The 21444-nt window shown below is 70.4% G+C and carries 23 protein-coding genes; 12 read left to right on the forward strand and 11 right to left on the reverse strand.

Translation table 11 applies throughout. The features are described 5' to 3' along the window. Positions 1 to 88: 88 nt before the first annotated feature. Entirely contained in the window at positions 89 to 778 is a 690-nt protein-coding gene (locus tag BM360_RS11250) for an aspartate/glutamate racemase family protein (RefSeq protein ID WP_093314674.1), read from the forward strand. Here BM360_RS11250 and BM360_RS11255 read toward each other — a convergent pair. Both BM360_RS11255 and BM360_RS11260 read right to left on the reverse strand, forming a co-directional pair. Further along, positions 775 to 1365 (reverse strand): P-loop NTPase family protein, encoded by a 591-nt coding sequence (locus BM360_RS11255; protein WP_093314676.1) that lies wholly within the window; start codon positions 1363 to 1365, stop codon positions 775 to 777. The genes BM360_RS11250 and BM360_RS11255 overlap by 4 nt on opposite strands. Further along, entirely contained in the window at positions 1362 to 2600 is a 1239-nt protein-coding gene (locus tag BM360_RS11260) for a hypothetical protein (protein WP_093315999.1), read from the reverse strand. The genes BM360_RS11255 and BM360_RS11260 overlap by 4 nt, the downstream gene beginning before the upstream one ends. A gap of 64 nt (positions 2601 to 2664) precedes the next feature. On the opposite strand from BM360_RS11260, the gene purM reads away from it, so the two are divergent. Genes purM through BM360_RS11280 form a run of 4 tightly spaced genes read left to right on the forward strand, consistent with a single transcriptional unit; the run spans position 2665 to position 5336 of the window. Beyond that, positions 2665 to 3759: a phosphoribosylformylglycinamidine cyclo-ligase gene (gene purM / locus BM360_RS11265; RefSeq protein ID WP_093314678.1), complete on the forward strand. Its 1095-nt coding sequence runs from the start codon at positions 2665 to 2667 to the stop codon at positions 3757 to 3759. Next, positions 3752 to 4333: a phosphoribosylglycinamide formyltransferase gene (purN, locus tag BM360_RS20075; protein ID WP_093314680.1), complete on the forward strand. Its 582-nt coding sequence runs from the start codon at positions 3752 to 3754 to the stop codon at positions 4331 to 4333. Before purM ends, purN begins: the two co-directional genes overlap by 8 nt. Beyond that, a complete protein-coding gene (locus BM360_RS20080; RefSeq protein WP_093314682.1) occupies positions 4330 to 4707 on the forward strand; it encodes an MmcQ/YjbR family DNA-binding protein in 378 nt (125 codons plus the stop codon). The genes purN and BM360_RS20080 overlap by 4 nt, the downstream gene beginning before the upstream one ends. After that, positions 4704 to 5336, forward strand: a complete 633-nt coding sequence (locus BM360_RS11280; protein WP_093314684.1) for a hypothetical protein — start codon at positions 4704 to 4706, stop codon at positions 5334 to 5336. The genes BM360_RS20080 and BM360_RS11280 overlap by 4 nt, the downstream gene beginning before the upstream one ends. Positions 5337 to 5377: 41 nt before the next feature. Here BM360_RS11280 and BM360_RS11285 read toward each other — a convergent pair whose 3' ends face one another. The 4 genes from BM360_RS11285 to BM360_RS11300 all read right to left on the reverse strand — a co-directional run bounded on the left by BM360_RS11285 (position 5378) and on the right by BM360_RS11300 (position 8350). Continuing rightward, the gene (locus tag BM360_RS11285; protein WP_341350590.1) at positions 5378 to 5881 is read right to left on the reverse strand and encodes a GNAT family N-acetyltransferase; all 504 of its coding nucleotides are present in this window, start codon (positions 5879 to 5881) and stop codon (positions 5378 to 5380) included. Between the two features lie 4 nt (positions 5882 to 5885). After that, positions 5886 to 6308: a nucleoside-diphosphate kinase gene (ndk, locus tag BM360_RS11290; protein WP_093314688.1), complete on the reverse strand. Its 423-nt coding sequence runs from the start codon at positions 6306 to 6308 to the stop codon at positions 5886 to 5888. A 103-nt stretch (positions 6309 to 6411) separates the two neighbouring features. After that, complete coding sequence (locus BM360_RS11295) at positions 6412 to 6852, reverse strand: DNA polymerase III subunit chi (protein ID WP_093314690.1); 441 nt, start codon at positions 6850 to 6852, stop codon at positions 6412 to 6414. 19 nt (positions 6853 to 6871) lie between these two features. Further along, positions 6872 to 8350 carry a leucyl aminopeptidase gene (locus BM360_RS11300; protein WP_423228903.1) on the reverse strand — a complete coding sequence of 493 codons (1479 nt, stop codon included), beginning with the start codon at positions 8348 to 8350 and terminating at the stop codon, positions 6872 to 6874. Positions 8351 to 8486: 136 nt separating this feature from the next. On the opposite strand from BM360_RS11300, the gene BM360_RS11305 reads away from it, so the two are divergent. From BM360_RS11305 to rsmA, 4 genes are all read left to right on the forward strand, one after another. Beyond that, a complete protein-coding gene (locus BM360_RS11305; RefSeq protein WP_242653454.1) occupies positions 8487 to 10736 on the forward strand; it encodes an LPS-assembly protein LptD in 2250 nt (749 codons plus the stop codon). Between the two features lie 128 nt (positions 10737 to 10864). Then, positions 10865 to 12211 carry a peptidylprolyl isomerase gene (locus BM360_RS11310; protein WP_093316001.1) on the forward strand — a complete coding sequence of 449 codons (1347 nt, stop codon included), beginning with the start codon at positions 10865 to 10867 and terminating at the stop codon, positions 12209 to 12211. 31 nt (positions 12212 to 12242) lie between these two features. Continuing rightward, positions 12243 to 13226, forward strand: a complete 984-nt coding sequence (gene pdxA, locus BM360_RS11315) for a 4-hydroxythreonine-4-phosphate dehydrogenase PdxA (protein ID WP_165611266.1) — start codon at positions 12243 to 12245, stop codon at positions 13224 to 13226. A gap of 40 nt (positions 13227 to 13266) precedes the next feature. After that, a complete protein-coding gene (gene rsmA / locus BM360_RS11320; RefSeq protein ID WP_093314694.1) occupies positions 13267 to 14088 on the forward strand; it encodes a 16S rRNA (adenine(1518)-N(6)/adenine(1519)-N(6))-dimethyltransferase RsmA in 822 nt (273 codons plus the stop codon). Positions 14089 to 14124: 36 nt separating this feature from the next. Here the strand turns inward: rsmA and BM360_RS11325 are convergent, their stop codons facing one another. From BM360_RS11325 to guaB, 3 genes are all read right to left on the reverse strand, one after another. After that, positions 14125 to 14655: a tetratricopeptide repeat protein gene (locus BM360_RS11325; protein WP_093316003.1), complete on the reverse strand. Its 531-nt coding sequence runs from the start codon at positions 14653 to 14655 to the stop codon at positions 14125 to 14127. Positions 14656 to 14687: 32 nt separating this feature from the next. Continuing rightward, complete coding sequence (locus BM360_RS11330) at positions 14688 to 15860, reverse strand: RsmB/NOP family class I SAM-dependent RNA methyltransferase (protein WP_093314696.1); 1173 nt, start codon at positions 15858 to 15860, stop codon at positions 14688 to 14690. 81 nt (positions 15861 to 15941) lie between these two features. Next, the gene (gene guaB, locus BM360_RS11335; RefSeq protein WP_093314698.1) at positions 15942 to 17402 is read right to left on the reverse strand and encodes an IMP dehydrogenase; all 1461 of its coding nucleotides are present in this window, start codon (positions 17400 to 17402) and stop codon (positions 15942 to 15944) included. A 98-nt stretch (positions 17403 to 17500) separates the two neighbouring features. Between guaB and BM360_RS11340 the strand changes: the two genes are divergently transcribed. From BM360_RS11340 to BM360_RS11350, 3 genes are read left to right on the forward strand one after another with little or no spacing between them, the layout of a single operon-like run. Next, positions 17501 to 18481 carry an SPFH domain-containing protein gene (locus tag BM360_RS11340; protein WP_093314700.1) on the forward strand — a complete coding sequence of 327 codons (981 nt, stop codon included), beginning with the start codon at positions 17501 to 17503 and terminating at the stop codon, positions 18479 to 18481. Continuing rightward, entirely contained in the window at positions 18478 to 18924 is a 447-nt protein-coding gene (locus tag BM360_RS11345) for an NfeD family protein (RefSeq protein WP_093314702.1), read from the forward strand. The genes BM360_RS11340 and BM360_RS11345 overlap by 4 nt, the downstream gene beginning before the upstream one ends. Continuing rightward, positions 18921 to 19250, forward strand: a complete 330-nt coding sequence (locus tag BM360_RS11350) for a cupin domain-containing protein (protein ID WP_093314704.1) — start codon at positions 18921 to 18923, stop codon at positions 19248 to 19250. Before BM360_RS11345 ends, BM360_RS11350 begins: the two co-directional genes overlap by 4 nt. A 63-nt stretch (positions 19251 to 19313) precedes the next feature. Here the strand turns inward: BM360_RS11350 and BM360_RS11355 are convergent, their stop codons facing one another. Continuing rightward, entirely contained in the window at positions 19314 to 19715 is a 402-nt protein-coding gene (locus tag BM360_RS11355; protein WP_093314706.1) for a DUF4440 domain-containing protein, read from the reverse strand. 3 nt (positions 19716 to 19718) lie between these two features. Continuing rightward, positions 19719 to 21326 (reverse strand): phosphoenolpyruvate carboxykinase, encoded by a 1608-nt coding sequence (locus BM360_RS11360; protein ID WP_093314708.1) that lies wholly within the window; start codon positions 21324 to 21326, stop codon positions 19719 to 19721. Positions 21327 to 21444: the final 118 nt, after the last annotated feature.

The following is a 21444-nucleotide window of genomic DNA, read 5'->3' on the forward strand; positions in this document are numbered from 1 at the left end:
CGTTCGCGCCAGCATCGCGCGGGGCGGAGCAGCAGGCTATGCCCGGCGGCACAGCGCGGCAGTATGCCGTCCGGCATGAAAGGAGATTATGCGCACCATCGGCCTCATCGGCGGCATGAGCTTCGAGGCGACCGCTATCTATTACCGGCTGATCAACGAGGGTGTGCGGGCACGCCTCGGCGGGCTGCATTCGGCCGAGCTGCTGATGTACTCGGTCGATTTCGCGCGCGTCGTCACGCTCCAGCAGGCGGGGCGGTGGGACGATGCGGGCGTGCTGCTGGGAGAGGCCGGGCGCGGGCTGGAGCGTGCGGGGGCCGAGTGCCTGCTCATCTGCGCCAACACGATGCACCTCGTCGCCGATGCGGTGCAGGCGGCGGTGGGCGTGCCGGTGATCCATATCGTCGACGAGACCGCCCGGCGGCTGCATGCGGCAGGCGCCACGCGGCCGCTGCTGCTCGCCACGCGCTACACGATGGAGCAGGGCTTCTACGCCGAACGAATGGCGCGGCACGAAATCGCGCTCATGCTGCCGGACGAGGAGGGTCGTGCCGCGACGCACGGCATCATCTTCGACGAGCTGTGCCAAGGCCGCGTCACCGACGAGTCGCGCGCGGTGCTGACCGGGCTGATCGCCACGGCGAAGGCGGAGGGCGCTGATTCGGTGATCCTCGGCTGCACCGAGCTGGCGCTGATCCTCGATCCGGACGCGCTGCCCCTGCCCGGCTTCGATACCACCGCGATCCACGCCGGGGCGGCGGTGGCGTTCGCGCTGGACTAGAGGCTTTCCAGCGCCTCGCGCGCGGTGCCGATCGTCGGCATGCGGCGGCGGCGGTGCGCGGCGGCGTCGAGCGCGTCGACCGCACGGTGGATGGCGACATAGCTCCGCTCGATCCGGCGGGCGAGATAGAGCGCGACGGTGGGCGGCACGGGCAGGCCGCGCCGCGCCATCAGCCGCTCGATCAGCTCGGCGGCGAGCGGCTCGTCCGGCGGCTCGATCCGCGCGACGGGCGTGGCGGCGAGGCGCGAGCGGAGATCCGGCAGCGCCACCGGCCAGAGCGGCGGCGGCGCATCGGCGATCAGCAGCAGCGGACGCCGCTGTGCCTGCGCGCGATTCCAGGCGTGGAACAGCGCCTCCTCCGGACGGCCTTCGGCATCGTCGATCAGAGTGGCGGAAGCGCGCGCGGCGAACAGGCGGCCGAGCAGGCTGCGGCCCGACTTGCGCGGGCCGACCAGCAGGCAGGCGCAGACCGGCCACAATCCGCGATGCTCGAGCTGGCGGACGGCGAGGCGGTTGGGCTCCCCCAGAACGAAGTCGCGCTCCTCGTCGGCCGGCGGCCAATCGAGCGGGAGCGCGATCTGGCTCATGGCGTAGGCGGCGGCGCGCCTGCCGGGGCCGCACCCGCACGGCGGACGCGGAGCGAACCGGCGCCGCCTTCCGCCGCCCAACCACGCGCGGCGAGCGCGAGGCGGAGCGCATCGCTGTCCCCGTCGAACACGACCCGCATGATCGAGACGCCGCCGACCGCCAGGCTCTGCACCGTAGCGGAGCGGACGCCGGGCACGCCGCGCAGCGCCGACTCGGCACCGCCGACGGCAGCCACGTCGGGCGTGTCGACCTGGATGGTCAGCACCTGCGCCACCGCGGCCGCGCCCTCGGCGATCTCGCCTTCGCCCTCCGCCGGCGCTTCTTCCGCCGGATCGGGTGCGACCTCCGCCTCGACCAGGGTCGGATCAGGGGAAAGGCCGCCCTGCCGCAGCGCCTGCGTGTAGATCTCGTCTAGCCGGCGCACACCCTCGTCCAGCATGGCCGGCAGCCCCGCTGCATCGGCGGCGCGCAGCTGCACCTGGCCGAGCAGCTCGCCATCCGGGCCGTGCCGTGCGGTGAAGGTGCCGATCACCGGACCACCGGGGTAGAGGCGGTGGAGCGAGGCCTCGGGCACGACCACGTCGGCGGCGCCATATTGCTCCACCAGCATCCGCCACCAGCGCCGGCCCGGCCGGCGTGTCTGCGCGGCGTTGAGCAGTAGCGGATCGGCGCCGGTGCCGCGCGGGCGGACATAATCGATCGCGCTGCTGCCGGTGCGGAATCGCGCCCACGCCGCCTGCCACGGATTGCGCAGCTCCAGCGCGGTGAGCGCGCCGCCGGACCAGAGGACGGGGATGACCAGCATGGGCGCGGACCGCACCGCCTGGCCGCCCCGCACGCCGAGGAAGGAGCCGGCGCGGGCGCGATCGAACAGCACGCCCAGCCGCGCGATGTAGCGTTGCGGGCCGATCTGCTCATTCTCGATGACGATGCCGCCGACCAGGCTGTCCAGCGTCGAATCGGGCAAACCGGGTGCCGCACTCGCGGGAACGCCGTGCAGCCGGCCGTAGAGCGCCTTCCAGCCCTTGCGCTGCGCCTCACGCCAGCCGGCGGTGCGCGCGGCATCGGCATCCCTGGCGGCGACATCGACGGTAATGCCGGTCACCTCGTAGGAGGAAGCGCTGTTCACGGGCGCGATGCCGCGATCGCCCGGTTCGATCTGGGCGAGCAGCGCCCCTGCGGCAAGCGCACAGCCGAGCCCGAGGCTGGAGAGGATCAGGGGGCGAACGCGCACGATGGCGCGCCTTTTGGCGAGTTGGTCGTGGAAAACCAAGCGCGATGTCGGTAGGCGCACGATCATGACGGATCCGACACCCTATACCTACGCTGATGCCGGCGTTTCGATCGCGGCGGGCAACGCGCTGGTGAAGGCGATCGCGCCGCTCGCCCGCGCCACCGCAAGGCCCGGCGCCGGCGCGGAACTCGGCGGCTTCGGTGGCTTCTTCGATCTGAAGGCGGCGGGCTACACCGATCCGCTGCTGGTGGCGGCCAACGACGGCGTCGGCACCAAGCTGAAGCTGGCGATCGAGGCGGGGCGGCACGAGGGCGTCGGCATCGACCTGGTCGCCATGTGCGCCAACGATCTGGTCGTGCAGGGCGCCGAGCCCTTGTTCTTCCTCGACTATTTCGCGACCGGCAAGCTGGATACCGGCGTCGCCGAAGCGGTTGTCGCGTCGATTGCGGAGGGTTGCCGCATCGCCGGCTGCGCGCTGATCGGCGGTGAGACGGCGGAGATGCCCGGCATGTATGCGCCGGGCGACTATGACCTTGCCGGCTTCTGCGTCGGCGCGGTGGAGCGTGGACAGGCGCTGACCGGCGACAAGGTGGCGGCGGGAGACGCGATCCTCGGTCTCGCCTCGTCGGGCGTTCATTCCAACGGCTATTCGCTCGTCCGCCGGCTGGCGGCGGACCGGGGCTGGAAGCTTAATCGCCCGGCCCTGTTCGATGCGGACGTGCTGCTGATCGACGCGCTGCTGGCGCCGACGCGAATCTATGTCCGCTCGCTGCTGCCGCTGGTGCGCGGCGGGCAGATCCGCGCACTGGCGCACATCACCGGCGGCGGGCTGCTGGAGAATATTCCGCGCGTGCTGCCCGACGGCCTGCACGCGCATGTCGATGCGGATCTGTGGCCGCAGCCGCGGCTGATGGCCTTCCTCCAGGCGCAGGGCGCGATCGAGCCGGCGGAGATGGCGCGAACGTTCAACTGCGGCATCGGCATGGCGGTGGTCGTCGCCGAGACGGAGGTGGATGCAGTGGCGCGCGCGCTGGAAGCAGCGGGCGAGACCGTCCACCGCATCGGCCGGATCGAGGCGGGCGCAAAGGGCTGCACCGTCGCGGGCAGCGCCGACGCCTGGTCCGCTCGCGCAGCCTGGAGCGCGACGCATAATGGCTGAGGCGGGCGGACGCGCGCCCGTCGCCATCCTGATCTCCGGCCGCGGATCCAACATGGCGGCGCTGCTCCGCGCGGCGGAGGCGCCCGATTGCCCGTGGCGGGTGGTTCTGGTGGGCGCGAACGACCCGGACGCGGCGGGGCTGGAGACCGCGCGCGCGGCGGGGGTGCCGACCTGGGCGCACAGCCACAAGGGGCTTAACCGCGCCGACTATGATGCGCTGGTGGATGCGGCGGTGCGCGCCGCGGGTGCGGAGTGGATCGCGCTTGCGGGCTATATGCGGCTGCTCTCGCCCGGTTTCGTCAGCGCGTGGGCGGGGCGGATCGTCAACATTCACCCGTCTCTGCTGCCGCTGCACAAGGGGCTGGACACGCATGCCCGCGCGATCGAAGCGGGCGACGTGGAGGCAGGCTGCTCGGTCCATATCGTCACGGCGGAGCTGGACGACGGGCCGGTGATCGCACAGGCGCGCGTGCCCGTGCTGCCCGGCGACACGCCCGAGACGCTTGCCGCGCGCGTGCTGGTGGAGGAACATCGCCTCTATCCGAAGGCGTTGACGGAGCTGGTGACGCGATGAGCCCCGATCCGGAAGCGGACCTCGCCCGCCTGCGCGAGATTGCGATGGCGCTGCCCGAGGCGGCAGAGAAGGTCAGCCACGGTGCCCCCGTCTTCTACATCGACAAGGGCAAGACCTATGCGTGGTTCAGCCACGATCATCACGGCAACGGCGTGACCGCGGTGATCGTCAAGGTCTCCGGCCTCGACGAGCATGAGATGCTGGTCGAGCGCGAGCCCGAGCGTTTCCACCGCCCGGCTTATTTCCGGGCCGACCAGTGGATCGCCATCCGGGTCGACCTGCCCGACACCGACTGGGATTATATCGCCGACCGCGTGGCGATGAGCTGGGAGCTCGTCGCGCCGCGCCGCCTGCTGGAGGCGGGCGGACGATGAGCGGAGCTCCCGAGACACGGGCCGAGACGCCCGCCGAGAAGGCGGAAAAGGCGCGCGTGCGTCGCCGCTGGCTGACGCTGGGCGAAGTGCTGGCGGTGGTGGCTGCGCTGATCTCCGGCCTGACGCTGTGGAACAGCTGGCAGCAACGGTCGGACGAGCAGGCCAAGGAAGTCCGCGCCGAGAAGAAGGCGGAGAGCGCCGCCGCCACCATCGTGCTGGGCGCGGCGGGCGAGGATGAGGGACGGCGCCTGAAGCTCGCGTCGCTCCGCGCCGACCAGAATGTGCAGGGGCAGACGATCCTGTTCCCGCCTGCGCTCAAGGTCGCCGCGGTCGAGACGACGGGCGATCCGCGTATCGAGGCGGATTGGATCCAGGACGCGTTGCGCGATGCGACCACGGGCGAGAAGGATCGCGGCGATGCGCGCCTGCCGCTGCTGATCGTCACGCGCTACTGGTCCGACGGCGCGGTGCGGACGGCGCGGGCCTATTACGATCTCGGCTACACGCTGGAGGAAGGCGGCCTGCTGGGCGGGCGCAAGCTGCGGCTGAAGGGCCTGTCGCTGATCGGCGCGGCACCCGAGAAGGCGGACCCGGAGCGGCTCGACAAATTGTGGGCGGCGCGGCGCTAGGGGCTTACCGGATCATCTGACGCGGCGGTTCGCGACGCGCGTCAGAGCGTGATCGCGTAGACGTGATCGTCGAACACGCTGCCGCCGACCTCGAAGCGTCGGCCGCCGATCCGCTCGGCACCGATCTTCCGGTAAAAGCCGATGGCGCGCATATTGTCGTGATGGGTGCCGATCAGCAGGCGGCGGCGGCCGAGCGCGCGCGCTTCCGCCAGCATCGCATTCGACATGCTGCGCGCCGCACCTGAACCGTGCCAGCGAGAGAAGAGGTAGAAACGCTTCATCTCGATGTCGCCCGGCTCTGCCTGCGGCAGTTCGGGCTCGCACATCAGGGCGTAGCCAACGGGCGCGCCCGTCTCCGTCTCGGCCAGCCAGGCGCGGCCGACGGGCTGCGCCAGATAGGCGCGATAGGCGTCGGCCGAGTGATTGCGCGCGGTGTGCGCGACGATGTCCGCGCCGGGGATCAGCGTGGCGAACCCTTCGAGGAAGGTCGCCGCGCCGACCAGCGCGAGCGCGGGCGCGTCCTCCACGCCCGCGCGCCGGATCACCGGATCAGCCGACAATTTCTTCCGGCTTGAAGAAGTAGGCGATCTCGATCTCGGCATTCTCAGCGCTGTCCGAGCCGTGGACCGAATTCGCCTCGATCGATTCGGCGAACGCCTTGCGGATCGTGCCCTCATCGGCCTGCGCCGGGTTGGTCGCGCCCATGATCTTGCGGTTGGCGGCGACGGCGTCCTCGCCTTCCAGCACCTGCACGACCACCGGGCCGGAGATCATGAAGCTGACCAGATCGTTGAAGAAGGGCCGCTCCTTATGGACGGCGTAGAAGCCCTCGGCCTGCTCCTTGGTCATGCGGATGCGCTTGGACGCGACGACGCGCAGGCCCGCTTCCTCCAGCTTCGCGGTGACCGCGCCGGTGAGGTTGCGGCGGGTGGCGTCGGGCTTGATGATCGAAAAGGTGCGGGTCGTCGCCATGGCGGAAGCCAAGCTCCTGTTGGTTCTGGTGTCTGGAAGGTGGCGGCCCTCTAGCGGGGCGGGCGGCGGGGTGCAACAGGAGGGCCTACGCCCGCGTGGCCGATCAGCCTGCCTGCGTCCAGCGGCCCCGCTCGTCCTGCTTCCAGAAGCGCCGCTCGACACTGTCCTGCGCGGCCAGCGTCCGCCACGCGGCGCGGCTCGCCTCCAGCCGGTCGTCGCCGAACAGCAGGAAGGCGCGGTCGAACGCGAGCGCGGCGTCCCGCCACACGCCGTCCGCCAGCGCGACGGCGCGGGCACCGTTGGCGGGCTCGCACGCCTCGGCGATCAGGATCGGCTGGCGCGCCTCATCGCCCTGGCCCGCGCGGCCGTGGGCGAGGAAGCTTTCGGGCGACCAGTCCCACAGCCGCTCGTCCAGCCGCGCGGCGAGCGCCTCGTCCTCCGCCACGACGAGCAGGCGGCCGCCGCCATCCAGCACCCGCTCGGCAATGCGGGGCAGCACCGCCTCAACGCCGCCCGCGCCGACATGGTAGAAATCGACCTGCATCCGCCCTTCCGCCCGAGCTTCAGGCCTCCAGCGTATCCGCCACGTAGCGGTCGATCAGGCGCACGCCGAAGCCGGTGGCACCCTTGGCCATCAGCGAGCTGCCCTTGCTCGACCAGACCATGCCGGCGATGTCGAGATGCGCCCAGGCGACGCCCTCGTCGACGAAGCGCTTGATGAACTGCGCCGCCGAGATCGAGCCGGCCTCGCGCGGGCCGACATTCTTCATGTCGGCGATCGCGCTGTCGATCAGCTTGTCGTAGGGATCGCCCATCGGCAGCCGCCACAGCGGCTCCCCCGCGTCGCGCGCGGCGGCGAGCAGTCCGTCGGCCAGCGCATCGTCATTGGCGAAGATGCCGCCATATTCATGGCCGAGCGTGATGATCATCGCGCCGGTCAGCGTGGCGAGATCGACGATGGTTTTCGGCTTGTGCGTCCGCTGCACCCAGGTGATCGCGTCGCAGAGCACGAGGCGGCCTTCGGCGTCGGTGTTGATCACCTCGATTGTCTGGCCGGACATGCTGGTGACCACGTCACCGGGGCGCTGGGCAAGGCCGTCGGGCATGTTCTCGACGAGGCCGCAGACGCCGATGATGTTCGCCCTGGCCCCGCGCCTGGCGAGCGTGAGCATGGCCCCGGCGACCGCGCCGGCGCCGCCCATGTCCCACTTCATGTCCTCCATGCCGCCGGCGGGCTTGATCGAGATGCCGCCCGTATCGAACGTCACGCCCTTGCCGACGAAAGCGACCGGCGCCTCGCCCTCTGCGCCGCCGTTCCAGCGGAGCGCCAGCAGCCGCGCCTCGCGCGCCGAGCCCTGCGACACGCCGAGCAGCGCGCCCATGCCGAGTTCGCGCATCGCCGCATCGTCCAGCACCTCGACCACGACACCCTCGGGCATGGCGGCGCGCACGCGCTCGACGAAGCTTTCGGGGTAGATGATGTTGGCGGGTTCGGTCACCAGCTCGCGGGTCAGCGCCATGCCCTCGGCGACCGCGCTGTGGCGCGCCCATGCGGTGTCCGCCCCGGCGCCGCCGCCGACGATCACCAGCTCGGCCAGGGTCGGCTTCTGCGTCGATGCCTGCTTGGTGCGGTGGACGTCGTAGCGCCAGGCGCGCAGCGTGGCGCCGAAGGCGATGCGGGCCGCCGCCTCGGCCGGATCGCTCAGGCCCGCGTCGGTCAGATCGACCGTCAGTCGCTTCAGGCCGGATGTCTCCAGCCGCGCGACCAGCGCCGCACCGACCTTCTCCGCCGCCGCACCCTCACCCGCGCCGCCGGTGCCGAGGCCGACCGCGAACAGCCGCCGCACGCTGCCGCCGTCGGCCACGAACGCCTCGACGATGGCCGCCGCCTCGGCATCGAATCGCTGCGCCTCGGCCGCGTGGCGCAGCGCCTGCGTGCCGTCGAGCGCCAGCAGCCGGCCCGGCAGCTGGCCGCCCAGGATCGGATAGGCGACCGCTTCGGCAGCGGACGGGGCCTGATCGGCAAAGCGGATGGTGAGCAAGGTCAGGTTTTCCTCGGGACCGGAAGTGTCCTCCCCATGTAGGCACGCCGCCCCGGCTTCGCCAAGCGATTGCCCGCACGCCATGGCGGTGCGATAGGCTCAGCGGAAAAGCCGTTGTGAAGATGGCGTCGCTTCGTTGGGGGCCGTTCTGCATCGTCATCTATCTTTCGGCCTCTCCACCCTCGCGCTCGCCGCGGCGTGGCCCGCGCGCGCGCAGGATCTGCAGACCCCGCCGACCCCGCCCCCCCTGGCAACGCCCGACGTGCCGGTGCCGGCGAACGACGAGGAAGTGACCTTCAGCGCCGACCAGCTGGACTATGACGATCAGACCGAGCGGGTCGTCGCCACGGGCGAGGTGCGCATGATCCGCGCGGGCAATCGCCTGCGCGCGGACAAGGTGACGTGGGACCGCAAGACCGGCGACGTGATCGCCGAGGGCAGCGTCGCCGTCGCCAATCCGCAGGGCGACATCGCTTATGGCGATTCGGTGCAGCTGAAGGACACGCTGCGCGACGGCGTGATCGACAACCTGCTGCTGGTGCTGGAGGATGGCGGCCGCCTGGCGGCGCAGCGGGGGACCAGGGTGGACAATGTCTCCACGCTGGAACACGCCGCCTACACGCCCTGCCGCGTGACGGACGATGCCGGCTGCCCCAAGACGCCGTCGTGGCAGATCACCGCGGTGCGCGTGGTGCACGATCCGAAGAAGCACCGCATCTCCTACCGCGATGCGCGGCTGTCGCTGTTCGGGCTGCCGATCCTGTGGCTGCCGGCGCTGTCGCATCCGGACGGGTCGGGCGAGGGCGGCAGCGGCCTGCTGGTGCCGACCTTCCGCATCAGCCGCACCAACGGCGTCGAGGTGGCGACGCCCTATTACATGCCGTTCGGGCCGAACCGCGACCTGACGATCACGCCGCACGTTTATTCGGATGTGGCGCCCGCGCTGGAGGCCCAGTGGCGCTCGCTCAGCTCGACAGGTGCCTATCAGGTCGGCGGCATGATCACCTACGGCTCGCGCCTGCCGGCCGAGCTGAGCATCGATCCCAGCGCCGATGGCAAGAGCAATGTGCGCGGCTATCTCGATGCGAGCGGGCGGTTCCAGCTGGGGCCCTACTGGACGCTGACCGGATCGACCCGGCTGGCGACCGACAAGACCTTCCTGCGGCGCTACGACATCTCGCGGGACGATCGGCTGCGCACCATCGCCACCGCCGAGCGGATCGATGCGGACAGCTATCTCGTCATCGGCGGCTATGCGGTGCAGAACCTCCGCCCCACGGTCAGCCAGCGCAACCAGCCGATCGCCCTGCCCGCGATCGATTATCGCCGCCGCCTCGATTTCGCCGGCGGCGTGGTCGAGGCGCAGGTCAACAGCCTGTTCATCACGCGAACCAGCGGACAGGACACGCAGCGCGCCTTTGCCGGGCTGCGCTGGGATCTGCGCCGCTACACGACGATGGGGCAGGAAGTGACGCTGACGGCCTATGGCCGCGGCGACATCTACCACACCGCCAACGTCTCCAGCACGCTGACCGCCAGCTATCGCGGCGATCCGGGCTGGACGCCGCGGGCGATCGGCGCATTGGCCGCCGACGTGCGCTGGCCGTTTGCGGGTGCGCTGGCCGGGGGCACGCAGATCGTGGCGCCGCGCGTGCAGTTCGTCGCCAGCCCGCACACGCGCAACCTGGCGATCCCGAACGAGGATGCCCGCGCGATCGAGCTGGAGGACAGCAACCTGTTCGCGCTCAACCGCTTCCCCGGCTATGACCGGTGGGAGGATGGCAGCCGCGTCACCTACGGCCTGGAATGGCAATATGACCGGCCGCGCTTCTCGGTGCGCAGCATCGTCGGGCAGAGCTACCGCCTGACGCGGCGCGAGACGATCCTGCCGGACGGCACGGGTCTCGGCTCGCGCTTCTCCGACGTCGTCGGGCGGACGACGCTGCGTTATGGCGATTTCGTCAGCCTCACCCACCGCTTCCGCGCAGACAAGGATGGCTGGCAGCTGCGCCGCAACGAGCTGGACGTGACGCTGGGCGGGCGCCGCACCTACGTCATGGTCGGCTATCTCCGCCTCAACCGCGACATCGATACGGCGATCGAGGATCTGCGCGACCGTGAGGAGGTGCGGCTGGGCGGCCGGGTGCAGATCACGCGCACGCTGTCCGCCTTCGGCTCGACCACGCTGGATCTGACCTCCGCGGCGGAAGATCCGCTGTCGATCGCGGACGGCTACGAGCCGGTGCGCCACCGTCTGGGCGTGCTCTACGACGACGAGTGCCTCGAGCTTGGGGTCACGTGGCGGCGCGATTATGCGCGGATCGGCGATGCGCGGCGGGGCAACAGCTTCCTGTTCCAGCTGGCGTTCAAGAATCTGGGCCGCTGATCCGCCGCCCGGCAGCCACATCAGGCCTCCCCTTCCAACCGCGCGCGGCCCGCGCTAAGCAGCGGTTCAGTTTGTCCGGCGCAGAGGCGGGGCGCGGACGTGCGGTTTGGAGCGATTTCGGGATGGTGATGTTTGGTCGGCGGGGGCCGGCGCGTGCGGTGGCGCTGCTGAGCGCGGTCGCGCTGGGAGCGGCGGTGGCCGCGCAGACCGTCGATGATGGTCCGACCAACAGCGCCGCGGGGCTCAACCTGCCCGCCGAGCTGCAGGTGTTCGGCAAGGTCGATCCGCTGGTGCGCAAGGCCACCGCGATCGTCAACGGCACGATCATCACCGACACGGACGTCGATCAGCGGCTGGCGCTCATCCTGCTCGCCAACGGCAACAAGATTTCCGACGAGGAGCGGGAGCGCGTGCGCCTGCAGGTGCTGCGCAACCTGATCGACGAGACGCTGCAGATCCAGGAAGCCAAGGCCAACAAGATCGAGATCACCTCGGGTGAGATCGAGCAGGCCTATGCGCGCGTTTCGACCAACTTCAAGCGCCAGCCGGCCGAGTTCGCCGCTTATCTGAAGACGGTGGGATCGTCGGAGAACTCGATCAAGCGGCAGATCGAGGGCGAGCTGGCGTGGCGCCGGCTGCTCGGCCGCCGGGTGGAGCCGTTCGTCGCCGTCGGCGAGGACGAGGTGCGCGCCATCCTGAACCGGCTGGAAGCCGCCAAGGGCACGCAGGAATATCGCGTGGGCGAAATCTTCCTGGCCGCCACGCCGGAGAATGACGCGCAGGTGCGCGCCAATGCCGATCGCATCGTCGAGCAGGTGCGCGGCGGCGCCTCCTTTGTCGCTTATGCCCGGCAATTCTCCGAGGCATCGACCGCGGCGGTCGGCGGCGATCTCGGCTGGGTGCGGGCCGAGCTGTTGCCCGAACCGCTGGCCGCCACCGTACGGCAGATGCCGGCGGGTGCCGTCAGCGCGCCGATCCAGCTGCCCGGCGGCTATTCGATCGTCGCGCTGGTCGACAAGCGCCAGATCCTCACCGCCGATCCGCGCGATGCGGTGCTGAGCCTGAAGCAGCTGACGATCAGCTTCCCGCCCGGCCTGACGCAGAAGCAGGCCGAGCCGAAGGTCGCCGCGTTCGGCGCCGCGCTGCAGAAGATCAGCGGCTGCGGCACCGCGGATCAGGTTGCGAAATCGGTCGGCGCCGACGTGATCGACAATGATCAGGTGCGCATCCGCGATCTGCCGCCGCAGCTCCAGGAGGTCATGCTGCGGCTGCAGATCGGCCAGGCCTCGCCCGCCTTCGGCTCGCTCCAGGAAGGCGTGCGCGGCCTTGTCCTGTGCGGCAAGGACGAGGCGCAGCAGGCGAGCGGCCCCACGTTCGATCAGGTCTACTCCCAGCTGGAGGAAGAGAAGGTCAACCGCCGCGCGCAGCGTTACCTGCGCGATCTGCGGCGCGACGCGGTGGTCGACTATCGCTAGCGCAGCCGCCCCGGCCGCGGGAACGCTCGCGGTGTCGCTCGGCGATCCGGCCGGGATCGGGCCGGAGATCGTCGCACGCGCGTGGGACAGGCGGAACGAGGCGGGGCTGCCGCCCTTCTTCGCGGTGGGCGATCAGCGCTCGATCACGGCCGTGTGGGGCGGCCCGGTGCGGCGCATCGCCTCCCCGGACGAGGCGCGCGCGGCCTTTGCCGAGGGCCTGCCGCTGCTCTCCGTCGAGGATGCCGGCGAGATCGTGCCGGGCCAGCCGAACATGCCGGGCGCGCGCTGCTCGCTTGATGCGCTGGAGCTGGCGGTCGGCATCGTCCGCTCCGGCGCGGCGGATGCACTGGTGACGGGCCCTGTCAGCAAGGCGCAACTCTACGCCATCGGCTTCAGCCATCCGGGGCAGACCGAATTCATCGCCGAGCGCTGCGGCATCGCGGCCGAGAATGCGGTGATGATGCTGGCGGGGCCGACGCTTCGCACCGTGCCGATCACCACCCATGTCGCGCTGAAGGACGTGGCGCAGCGCCTGTCGGTCGACCTGATCGTCGCCAAGGTGCGCGCCACCGAGCGCGGGCTGGTGCGCAATTTCGGCATCGCCCGGCCGCGGATCGTGGTCGCCGGGCTGAACCCGCATGCCGGCGAGAATGGCGCCCTGGGCCGGGAGGAGATCGAGCTGATCCTGCCCGCTGTCGAGCAACTGCGTGCCGACGGGATCGAGGTGCAGGGGCCGCTGGCCGCCGACACGATGTTCCATGCGCGCGCGCGGGCCGGCTATGATGCGGCCATCTGCCTCTATCACGATCAGGCGCTGATCCCGCTCAAGACGCTGCATTTCGACGAGGGCGTGAATACAACGCTCGGCCTGCCGATCGTCCGCACTGCGCCCGACCACGGCACCGCCTTCGACATTGCGGGCAAGGGCATGGCCAACCCGGGCGCGATGATCGCCGCCATCGCGCTGGCGGCGGAGTGTGCGGGCCACCGCGCGGCATCAGCGCTCGCCACTTAACCTCTCGTCAGGCCGGGCATGTTCCGGCATCCACGCTGGCATGACCCTCCCCCCCCTCCCCCCCTTGCGCGAGGTGATCGCGACGCACGGCCTCGCCGCGTCGAAGGCGTTGGGGCAGAATTTCCTGCTGGACGAGCAGCTGCTCGACCGGATCGCGCGCGTGCCCGGCCCGCTTGCCGGCGAGACGGTGTATGAGGTCGGCCCCGGCCCCGGCGGGCTGACGCGCGCGCTGCTGCGCGCCGGCGCCACCGTCGTCGCGGTGGAGCGCGATCGCCGCTGCCTGCCCGCGCTGGCGGAGCTGGATGCGGCCTCCGGCGGTCGGCTGACGGTGATCGAGGGGGATGCGCTGGAGATCGACGAGGCGGCGACGGGGGCGGCGCACGTCGTCGCCAACCTGCCCTACAATGTCGGGACCGCTTTGCTGGTGCGCTGGCTGGGGCTGGAGGCGTGGCCGCCGTGGTGGCGCTCGCTCACGCTCATGTTCCAGAAGGAGGTGGCGGAGCGGATCGTCGCTGCGCCCGATACGGACGCCTACGGCCGGCTGGCGGTGCTGGCGCAGTGGCGCGGCGCCGCGCGGATCGCGATGGGCGTCCATCGCTCGGCCTTTGTGCCGCCGCCCAAGGTGATGAGTGCGGTCGTCCACATCGTGCCGCGCGAGGCGCCGGCGGGCGTCTCCCCGGCAATGCTGGAGCGGCTGACCGCCGCCGCCTTCGGGCAGCGCCGCAAGATGCTGCGACAGAGCCTGAAGGCAGTGCCCGGCGCAGTGGAGGCGCTGGCCGCGCTCGGGATCGATCCGGCGCGGCGCGCGGAGACGCTGACGGTCGACGATTTCGTCGCGCTGGCGCGGGCATTGTCCGACTAAGCGTCGCCTCCGCGCGCGCCGAACCGGACGATCGCCTTACTGCGGCTTGACCGTGCTCGTCTCCTGGCCCTTGGGCGGCACCTTGGTCGCCGCCTGCGCGGTCTGAACGGCGGGCGGCGGACCCTTGGCGATGGCGGCGGCGAGCTGCGTCGCGGGCGCGCACTCCGTCTTGCAAAGCGTGCGGACCTTGGCGAGATTGGCCTTGGCCCGCTCGACGGCGCCCTTCTGCACCATCGCCTCGCCCTGCCCGCCGAGTGCCGCCGGATCGTTCGGCTCGATCGACAGCGCCTCGCGGTAGAAGCGGATCGCCTTGCCAGGCAGGCCCTGCGCCTGCGCCACGCGGGCGAGCGCGACATAGGCGCCGCGATTGCGCGCATCGATCGCCAGCGCGGTTTCCAGCGCGTCGTTGGCCGCGTCGAGATTGCCGGCACGGCGCGCCGCCTCGCCCGCCTGGACCATGGCGACGGAGCGCGGATTGATCTGATCGTCCGGTTTCTGCGACAGCCCCGCCGACGAGGTGGCGGCCAGCGCCAGCGACAAGGCGGCGGCAAGCGGGGACAGGCGCATCAGCATCTCCGAAACAGACTCTTGGGCAACGTCTAACATGCGCGTTTGAGCCGGGCGACGAAAAACCCGTCGGTTCCGTCGCTTGCCGGGGTGAGGCGCACGCCTGCACCGTGTGCCCGGCCCGCCGGCAGCGGCGGCGTGGCGGCGGCCCAGCCGGGCGTGCGGGCGAGAAAGGCATTGACCTGCGCCCTGCCCTCCTCATCCAGCAGCGAGCAGACGATGTAGCCGATCGCCCCGCCCGGGCGCACCAGCGGCGCGGCGAGATCGAGCAGGCGCCCTTGCGTCTCGACGAGCCGCGCCAGCCGCTCGGGCGTCAGCCGCCAGCGCGCCTCGGGATTACGGCGCCACGTGCCCGTGCCGGAGCAGGGTGCATCGATCACGACAAGGTCGACGGCGCCGCGCAAATCGGTCAGCGCATCGGCCTCGCGATTGCCGTCGAGCAGGCGGATCTCCGCCTCCACGCCCGCGCGGGCGGCACGCGGAGGCAGGCGCGACAGGCGTGGCCGATCGACGTCGCAGGCGATCAGCCTCCCCTCGCCCGCCATTGTGTCGGCCAGCGCCAGCGTCTTGCCGCCGGCGCCCGCACACAGATCGACAACCGTCATCCCCGGCGCCGCCCCGCAGGCACGCGTGACGAGCTGGCTGCCCGCATCCTGAACCTCGAACGCACCCGCTTGCCACAGCCGTAGTTGCTCGACCTGCGTGTCGGCGGGTAGGCGCGCGCCGTGCAGGCCGAAAGGCAGCGGCTCCGCCCCCGGCACCTCGGCGAGCAGGCGTTCCAGCGGATCGCGCGCGCGCAGCCGCACGTCGAGCGTGGCGCGGGTGAGCAGGCCCGGCAGCTCGTCAGGAGGCAGCGACAAACGCGCGGCGATCCATGTGGGGACGATGCCGGCTCGGGCGACCGGCTCTCCCTCCGCGATGGGCGCGGGGCCATGGGGCGCGCCGTCGAACAAGGCGGCGAGCGCAGGATCGTCGGCCGCCAGCCCGATCATCGCCGCCCGCCCGCTCACCGGCCGCTCGCCCGCGCGGCGGATGGCGCGGTAAGCGAGATCGCGCACCGCACGACGGTCCTTCGATCCGGCGTAGCGCCGCGCCTTGAAGTAGCCGGCGATCAGCGTGTCCGCCGCCGCGCCGCCGCGCGTGGCGGCGGCGATCACCGCGTCGAGGATGTCGATCGCCGCCTGAACGCGCGCCTGCGGGGTCATGCGCCAGACTCCTGTGGAGGCCGCGCCGGGCGCTTCGCCGTGCGAGGCCCCAGCCTTCGCTGGGGCGATGGCTTCATCCGATCACCCCCGCGTCGGATAATTGGGCGCCTCACGCGTGATCGTCACATCGTGGACGTGGCTTTCGCGCAGCCCCGCATTGGTGATGCGGACGAAGCGAGCGCGGTCCTTCAGATCGCGGATCGTGGCGCTGCCGGTGTAGCCCATCGCCGCCTTCACCCCGCCGACGAGCTGGTGGATCACGTCCTTGGCCGGGCCCTTGAACGCCACCTGCCCCTCGATCCCCTCGGGCACGAGCTTCATCTGGTCCTTGATGTCGCCCTGGAAGTAGCGATCGGCCGAGCCACGCCCCATCGCGCCGACCGAGCCCATGCCGCGATACGACTTGTAGGCGCGCCCCTGGTAGAGGAACGTCTCGCCCGGCGCTTCCTCAGTGCCCGCGAGCAGCGAGCCGACCATGACGCAGGACGCGCCCGCCGCCAGCGCCTTGGCGACATCGCCAGAGGTGCGCAGGCCCCCGTCGGCGATCACCGGCACGTCGGACTTGGCGGCCTCCTCCGCGCTCTCCATCACCGCGGTCAGCTGCGGCACGCCGACGCCGGCGACGACACGCGTGGTGCAGATAGAGCCGGGGCCGATGCCCACCTTCACCGCATCCGCGCCCGCGTCGATCAGCGCGCGCGTTGCCTCCGCCGTCGCGACGTTGCCGGCGACGATCTGGACGCGGTTGGAAAGCTTGCGCACCCGTTCCACCGCGCGCGCGACGTCGCGATTGTGGCCGTGCGCGGTGTCGATGACGATCAGGTCGCACTCTGCGTCGATCAGCGCCTCGGTCCGCGCATAGCCCTTGTCGCCGACCGTCGTCGCCGCGGCCACGCGCAGGCGGCCCGAGGCGTCCTTGGTGGCATCCGGGTAGGTGACGGCTTTCTCGATATCCTTGACCGTGATCAGGCCGACGCAGCGATAATCGTCGTCCACCACCAGCAACTTCTCGATCCGGCGCTGGTGCAGCAGGCGCCGCGCCTCGTCCGAGCTGACGCCGGTGCGGACCGTGGCGAGATTCTGGTGCGTCATCAGCTCGGCCACCGGCTGACCGGGGTTTTCGGCGAAGCGCACGTCGCGGTTGGTGAGGATGCCGACGAGCTTGCCCGACGCCTCGACCACTGGGATGCCGCTGATGCGGTGGCGGCGCATCAGGCTCTGTGCGTCCGCGAGTGTCGCATCGGGCGCGATGGTGATGGGATTGACCACCATGCCGCTTTCGAACCGCTTCACCGCGCGCACGGCGTCCGCCTGCTCCTCCAGCGAAAGGTTGCGGTGGAGCACGCCGATGCCGCCGAGCTGCGCCATGACGATCGCCATGTCGGCTTCGGTCACCGTATCCATGGCGGCGGACAGGATCGGGATGTTGAGCGCGATCTCGCGCGTCACGCGGGTGCGGGTATCCGCGAGGCTGGGCAGGACGTCCGACTCGGCAGGGCGGAGCAGGACGTCGTCGAAGGTGAGGCCGAGGGCGATTTCCATGGCCGTCGTTATGCAGCACGACGATGAAAGTCCAGCGTCGCGCTTGCCCGAGCGCACGAGGGACGGCATGTTCCCGCCCGGTTCCGGGGGAGCGCGACATGGCAATCTTCTTCATCGTGCTCGCCGCGCTGGCCGTCGCCTATGTCGTCACCGGTGTGACGGTGGTGCGGCAGGGCTATCGATATACGATCGAGCGGTTCGGCCGCTTCACCTATGTCGCCAAGCCCGGCCTGACGCTGATCATGCCGATCGTCGATCGCGTCGGTCGCAAGATCAACATGATGGAGCAGGTGCTCGACATTCCCGGGCAGGAGATCATCACCAAGGACAATGCCATGGTGTCGGTCGATGGCGTGGTCTTCTTCCAGGTGCTCGACGCCGCGCGCGCCGCCTATGAGGTGAGCGAGATCTACGTGGCGATCATGCAGCTGACGACGACCAACCTGCGCACCGTTATGGGATCGATGGACCTCGACGAGACGCTGTCGAAGCGCGACGAGATCAACGCCCGCCTGCTCGCGGTCGTCGATCAGGCGACCGAGGCGTGGGGCGTGAAGATCACGCGCGTCGAGGTTAAGGACGTGCGCCCGCCTGCCGACATCGTCAACGCGATGGGACGACAGATGAAGGCGGAGCGCGAGAAGCGCGCGCAGATCCTTGAAGCGGAGGGCACGCGCGCCTCCGAGATCCTCCGCGCCGAAGGGCAGAAGCAGAGCAAGATCCTGGAGGCCGAGGGGCGGCGCGAGGCCGCGTTCCGTGATGCCGAGGCGCGCGAGCGGGCGGCCGAGGCGGAAGCCAAGGCAACGCAGCTCGTCTCGGAGGCGATCGAGAGCGGCAGCGCGCAGGCGATCAACTATTTCGTCGCGCAGAAATATGTTGAGGCGGTGTCGCGCTTCGCTACCTCGCCGAACAGCAAGACGATCCTGTTCCCGGTCGAGGCGACGCAGCTGATCGGCACGCTGGGCGGCATCGGCGCGCTGGCCAAGGAAGCGCTGGGCACGGACGGCATACCCGCTGCCGCCCCGCCTGTCCCGCGCGCCCGCCGCGCCGCGCCGCCGGCCGAGGGGGTGCAGCCATGAGCCTGGACGGCCTGCCCGATTACTGGCTGTGGCTGATCGCCGCGGCGCTGCTCGCCATCGCCGAGATCCTGGTGCCGGGCGTGTTTCTGATCTGGCTGGGTATGGCGGCGGCGCTGGTCGGGCTGCTGACGCTGGCGCTCGGCTTCGGCGTGGCGGTGCAGTTCGCCATCTTTGCCGTGGCGGCGATCGCGGCTGTCTATGCGGGGCGGCGTTGGGTGACGCGGCACCCGATCGAAACGGAGGATCCATTGCTGAACGACCGGGCGAGCAGGTTGCTCGGCCGCACCGTCACCGTCGTTGCCGCGATCGATCGCGGCGAGGGGCGCGTGCGTGTGGGCGATAGTGAGTGGACGGCGCGCGGCCCGGATGCGGCGGTCGGTGCCGAGGTGCGGATCGTCGGCGCAGTCGGCACCTGCCTCTCGGTCGAGCCGGTGCGCGCATGAGCGGCGGCGTGCATCTGACGCTGGACGCAGCACTCGCCCAGCTCGCCCCCGAGCGACGGCAGGTCACCCTGTTCGAGGATGGCGGCGACGCCACCGTCGAGCTGTTCCAGCCGCGCGGCTATGACGGCCAGGGTACGCATGACCGCGACGAATTCTACCTGATCGCCGCGGGCCGTGGCCGCTTCACCTGCGGCGACGAGACTCGCGAGGTTGGACCGGGCGACATGCTGCAGGTGCCGGCGCACGTCGCCCACCGCTTCGACCATTTCGATCCGGGCTTTGCCGCCTGGGTGATATACTACGGACCGCGCCGCCCCGCTCCATAGGTCTCGCTTGGTGAGCGAGGCCGCACCGGGGGAAGGTTGCTGCCAAGCGATCGGTCGAGCTGCTTATGCCGGTGCGCGCGGCGCCTCCTCCAGCGTGACATAGAGTTCGGCGACGACCCGCCAGCCCTCCGCCCGCGCTTCCCAGTGGGCGAGATAGGTGCCGGCGCTGCGCACCGGGCCGAGCAGGCCCTCCCACCGGCCGCTCTCGGCAGCGCGGGTGCCGTCTTCACTAGTCTGGATCAGGTCGGGCGAGCGGCGATAGCCGGCATAGCCGGGCTGCGCGAAACTGGCGGCCCAGGCTGCGCGGATCGCCTTGGCGCCACGGACGAGACTGCCGTCGCCCGTGACCAGCACCGAATCGGGTACGGTCAGCGCCACCGCGCCGGCCAGGTCACGCGCGGTCAGCGCGGCATTGTGGCGGGCGCGCAGCAGGCAGATCGCGCCCGCTGCGTCACCCGCCGGCAAGGCTCAGGCGGCCTTCGGCGCGGCCTCGCGCACGCCCGTGTCGACATGCTCCTCGAACTGGGCAAAGTTCTCGATGAACAGGCCGACGAGCTTGCGCGCCGTCTCGTCATAAGCAGCGCCATCCGCCCACGCGCCGCGCGGATCGAGCAGCTTGGCATCGACACCCGGCACCGCCACCGGCACCTTGAAGCCGAAGTTGGGATCGGTGCGGAACTCGGCATCGTTCAAGCTGCCGTCGAGCGCGGCGTTGAGCAGCGCGCGCGTCGCCTTGATCGGCATGCGCTTGATGCCGTCCATCGTCGCCATGCCGCCCGACCAGCCGGTGTTGACCAGCCAGCAATCGACGCCGCCCTTGGCGATCCGCTCCTTCAGCAGGTTGCCGTAGACCGATGGATGGCGCGGCATGAACGGGGCGCCGAAGCAGGTGGAAAAGGTCGCCTCCGGCTCGGTCACGCCGATCTCGGTGCCCGCGACGCGCGCGGTGTAGCCCGAGAGGAAGTGATACATGGCCTGGTCCGGCGTCAGCTTCGCGATCGGCGGCAGCACGCCGTAGGCGTCCGCGGTCAGGAAGATGATGTTGTTCGGCACGGGCCCGAGATTCTTCTCCGACGTGTTCGGGATGAAGTCGATCGGGTAGGAACCGCGGCTGTTCTCGGCCAGCGAATTGTCGTCGAGGTCGATCTCGCGCGTGTCGGGATCGATGACGACGTTTTCCAGCACCGTGCCGAAGCGCTTGGTGACGGCGTAGATCTCCGGCTCGGCCTCGGCCGAGAGGCGGATCATCTTGGCGTAGCAGCCGCCCTCGAAGTTGAAGATGGCGGTATCGGACCAGCCATGCTCGTCATCGCCGATCAGCGTGCGGCTGGCATCGGCCGACAGCGTCGTCTTGCCCGTGCCCGACAGGCCGAAGAAGACGGCGGTGTTACTGCCGTCATGCGCCATGTTGGCCGAGCAGTGCATCGGCATCACGCGCGACGTCGGCAGGCGGTAGTTGAGGATGCCGAAGACGCTCTTCTTCATCTCGCCGGCATATTCGGTGCCACCAATCAGGATCAGCTTCTCGGTGAAGTTGACCGCGATCACCGTTTCCGAACGCGTGCCGTGCTTGGACGGATCGGCACGGAAGCTCGGCAGGTCGATGATCGTGAATTCGGGCACGAAGCCGGGCAGGTCCGCCGCGTCCGGGCGCACCAGCAGCGTGCGGATGAACAGGCTGTGCCAGGCATATTCGTTGACGACGCGCACGTTCACGCGGTGCTCGGGCTGAGATCCGCCGAACAGGTCCTGGACGAACAGCGTGTCCTTGGTGGCGAGATGGGCGAGGAAATCCGCCTTGAGCACGGCGAACTGCTCGGGCGTCATGCCCTTGTTCGTCTTGCCCCACCACACCGTCTCTTCCGTCTCGGCATCGCGGACGATGAACTTGTCCTGCGCGGAGCGGCCGGTGTGCTTGCCCGTCTTGACGACCAGCGGGCCATCCTTGGCCAGCACGCCCTCATGCCGCCGCACGGCCTGCTCGACCAGCGGCGCGGTACCGAGATTCCAGTGGAGCGCAGCCCCCGATTCGATCCCCATCTGGGCAAGGCCGTGGGCAGGCGTGCGGTCGGACAATCTAGGTCTCCCGGAAACAGGTGCCGGCGTCCGCCGACTTACCCGCGGGTATAATGACGACAGCGTGAAAGGTCAAAGCGTGTGCCGGAGACAGGTGCATCCGGACTGCACGCTTTGT

The organism is Sphingomonas jatrophae (assembly GCF_900113315.1).
In the GTDB taxonomy this organism is placed as follows: Bacteria; Pseudomonadota; Alphaproteobacteria; order Sphingomonadales; family Sphingomonadaceae; genus Sphingomonas_P; species Sphingomonas_P jatrophae.

Bases quoted from the DNA above. Each gene is read 5' to 3' on its own strand.
- BM360_RS20080 (WP_093314682.1), top strand. From the start codon at position 4,330: ATGAGCCCCGATCCGGAAGCGGACCTCGCCCGCCTGCGCGAGATTGCG.
- ndk (WP_093314688.1), bottom strand. From the start codon at position 6,308: ATGGCGACGACCCGCACCTTTTCGATCATCAAGCCCGACGCCACCCGC.
- BM360_RS11280 (WP_093314684.1), top strand. From the start codon at position 4,704: ATGAGCGGAGCTCCCGAGACACGGGCCGAGACGCCCGCCGAGAAGGCG.
- purM (WP_093314678.1), top strand. From the start codon at position 2,665: ATGACGGATCCGACACCCTATACCTACGCTGATGCCGGCGTTTCGATC.
- BM360_RS11255 (WP_093314676.1), bottom strand. From the start codon at position 1,365: ATGAGCCAGATCGCGCTCCCGCTCGATTGGCCGCCGGCCGACGAGGAG.
- BM360_RS11340 (WP_093314700.1), top strand. From the start codon at position 17,501: ATGGCAATCTTCTTCATCGTGCTCGCCGCGCTGGCCGTCGCCTATGTC.
- BM360_RS11310 (WP_093316001.1), top strand. From the start codon at position 10,865: ATGTTTGGTCGGCGGGGGCCGGCGCGTGCGGTGGCGCTGCTGAGCGCG.
- BM360_RS11250 (WP_093314674.1), top strand. From the start codon at position 89: ATGCGCACCATCGGCCTCATCGGCGGCATGAGCTTCGAGGCGACCGCT.
- purN (WP_093314680.1), top strand. From the start codon at position 3,752: ATGGCTGAGGCGGGCGGACGCGCGCCCGTCGCCATCCTGATCTCCGGC.
- BM360_RS11345 (WP_093314702.1), top strand. From the start codon at position 18,478: ATGAGCCTGGACGGCCTGCCCGATTACTGGCTGTGGCTGATCGCCGCG.
- BM360_RS11325 (WP_093316003.1), bottom strand. From the start codon at position 14,655: ATGCGCCTGTCCCCGCTTGCCGCCGCCTTGTCGCTGGCGCTGGCCGCC.
- BM360_RS11330 (WP_093314696.1), bottom strand. From the start codon at position 15,860: ATGACCCCGCAGGCGCGCGTTCAGGCGGCGATCGACATCCTCGACGCG.
- guaB (WP_093314698.1), bottom strand. From the start codon at position 17,402: ATGGAAATCGCCCTCGGCCTCACCTTCGACGACGTCCTGCTCCGCCCT.
- BM360_RS11350 (WP_093314704.1), top strand. From the start codon at position 18,921: ATGAGCGGCGGCGTGCATCTGACGCTGGACGCAGCACTCGCCCAGCTC.
- rsmA (WP_093314694.1), top strand. From the start codon at position 13,267: ATGACCCTCCCCCCCCTCCCCCCCTTGCGCGAGGTGATCGCGACGCAC.
- BM360_RS11295 (WP_093314690.1), bottom strand. From the start codon at position 6,852: ATGCAGGTCGATTTCTACCATGTCGGCGCGGGCGGCGTTGAGGCGGTG.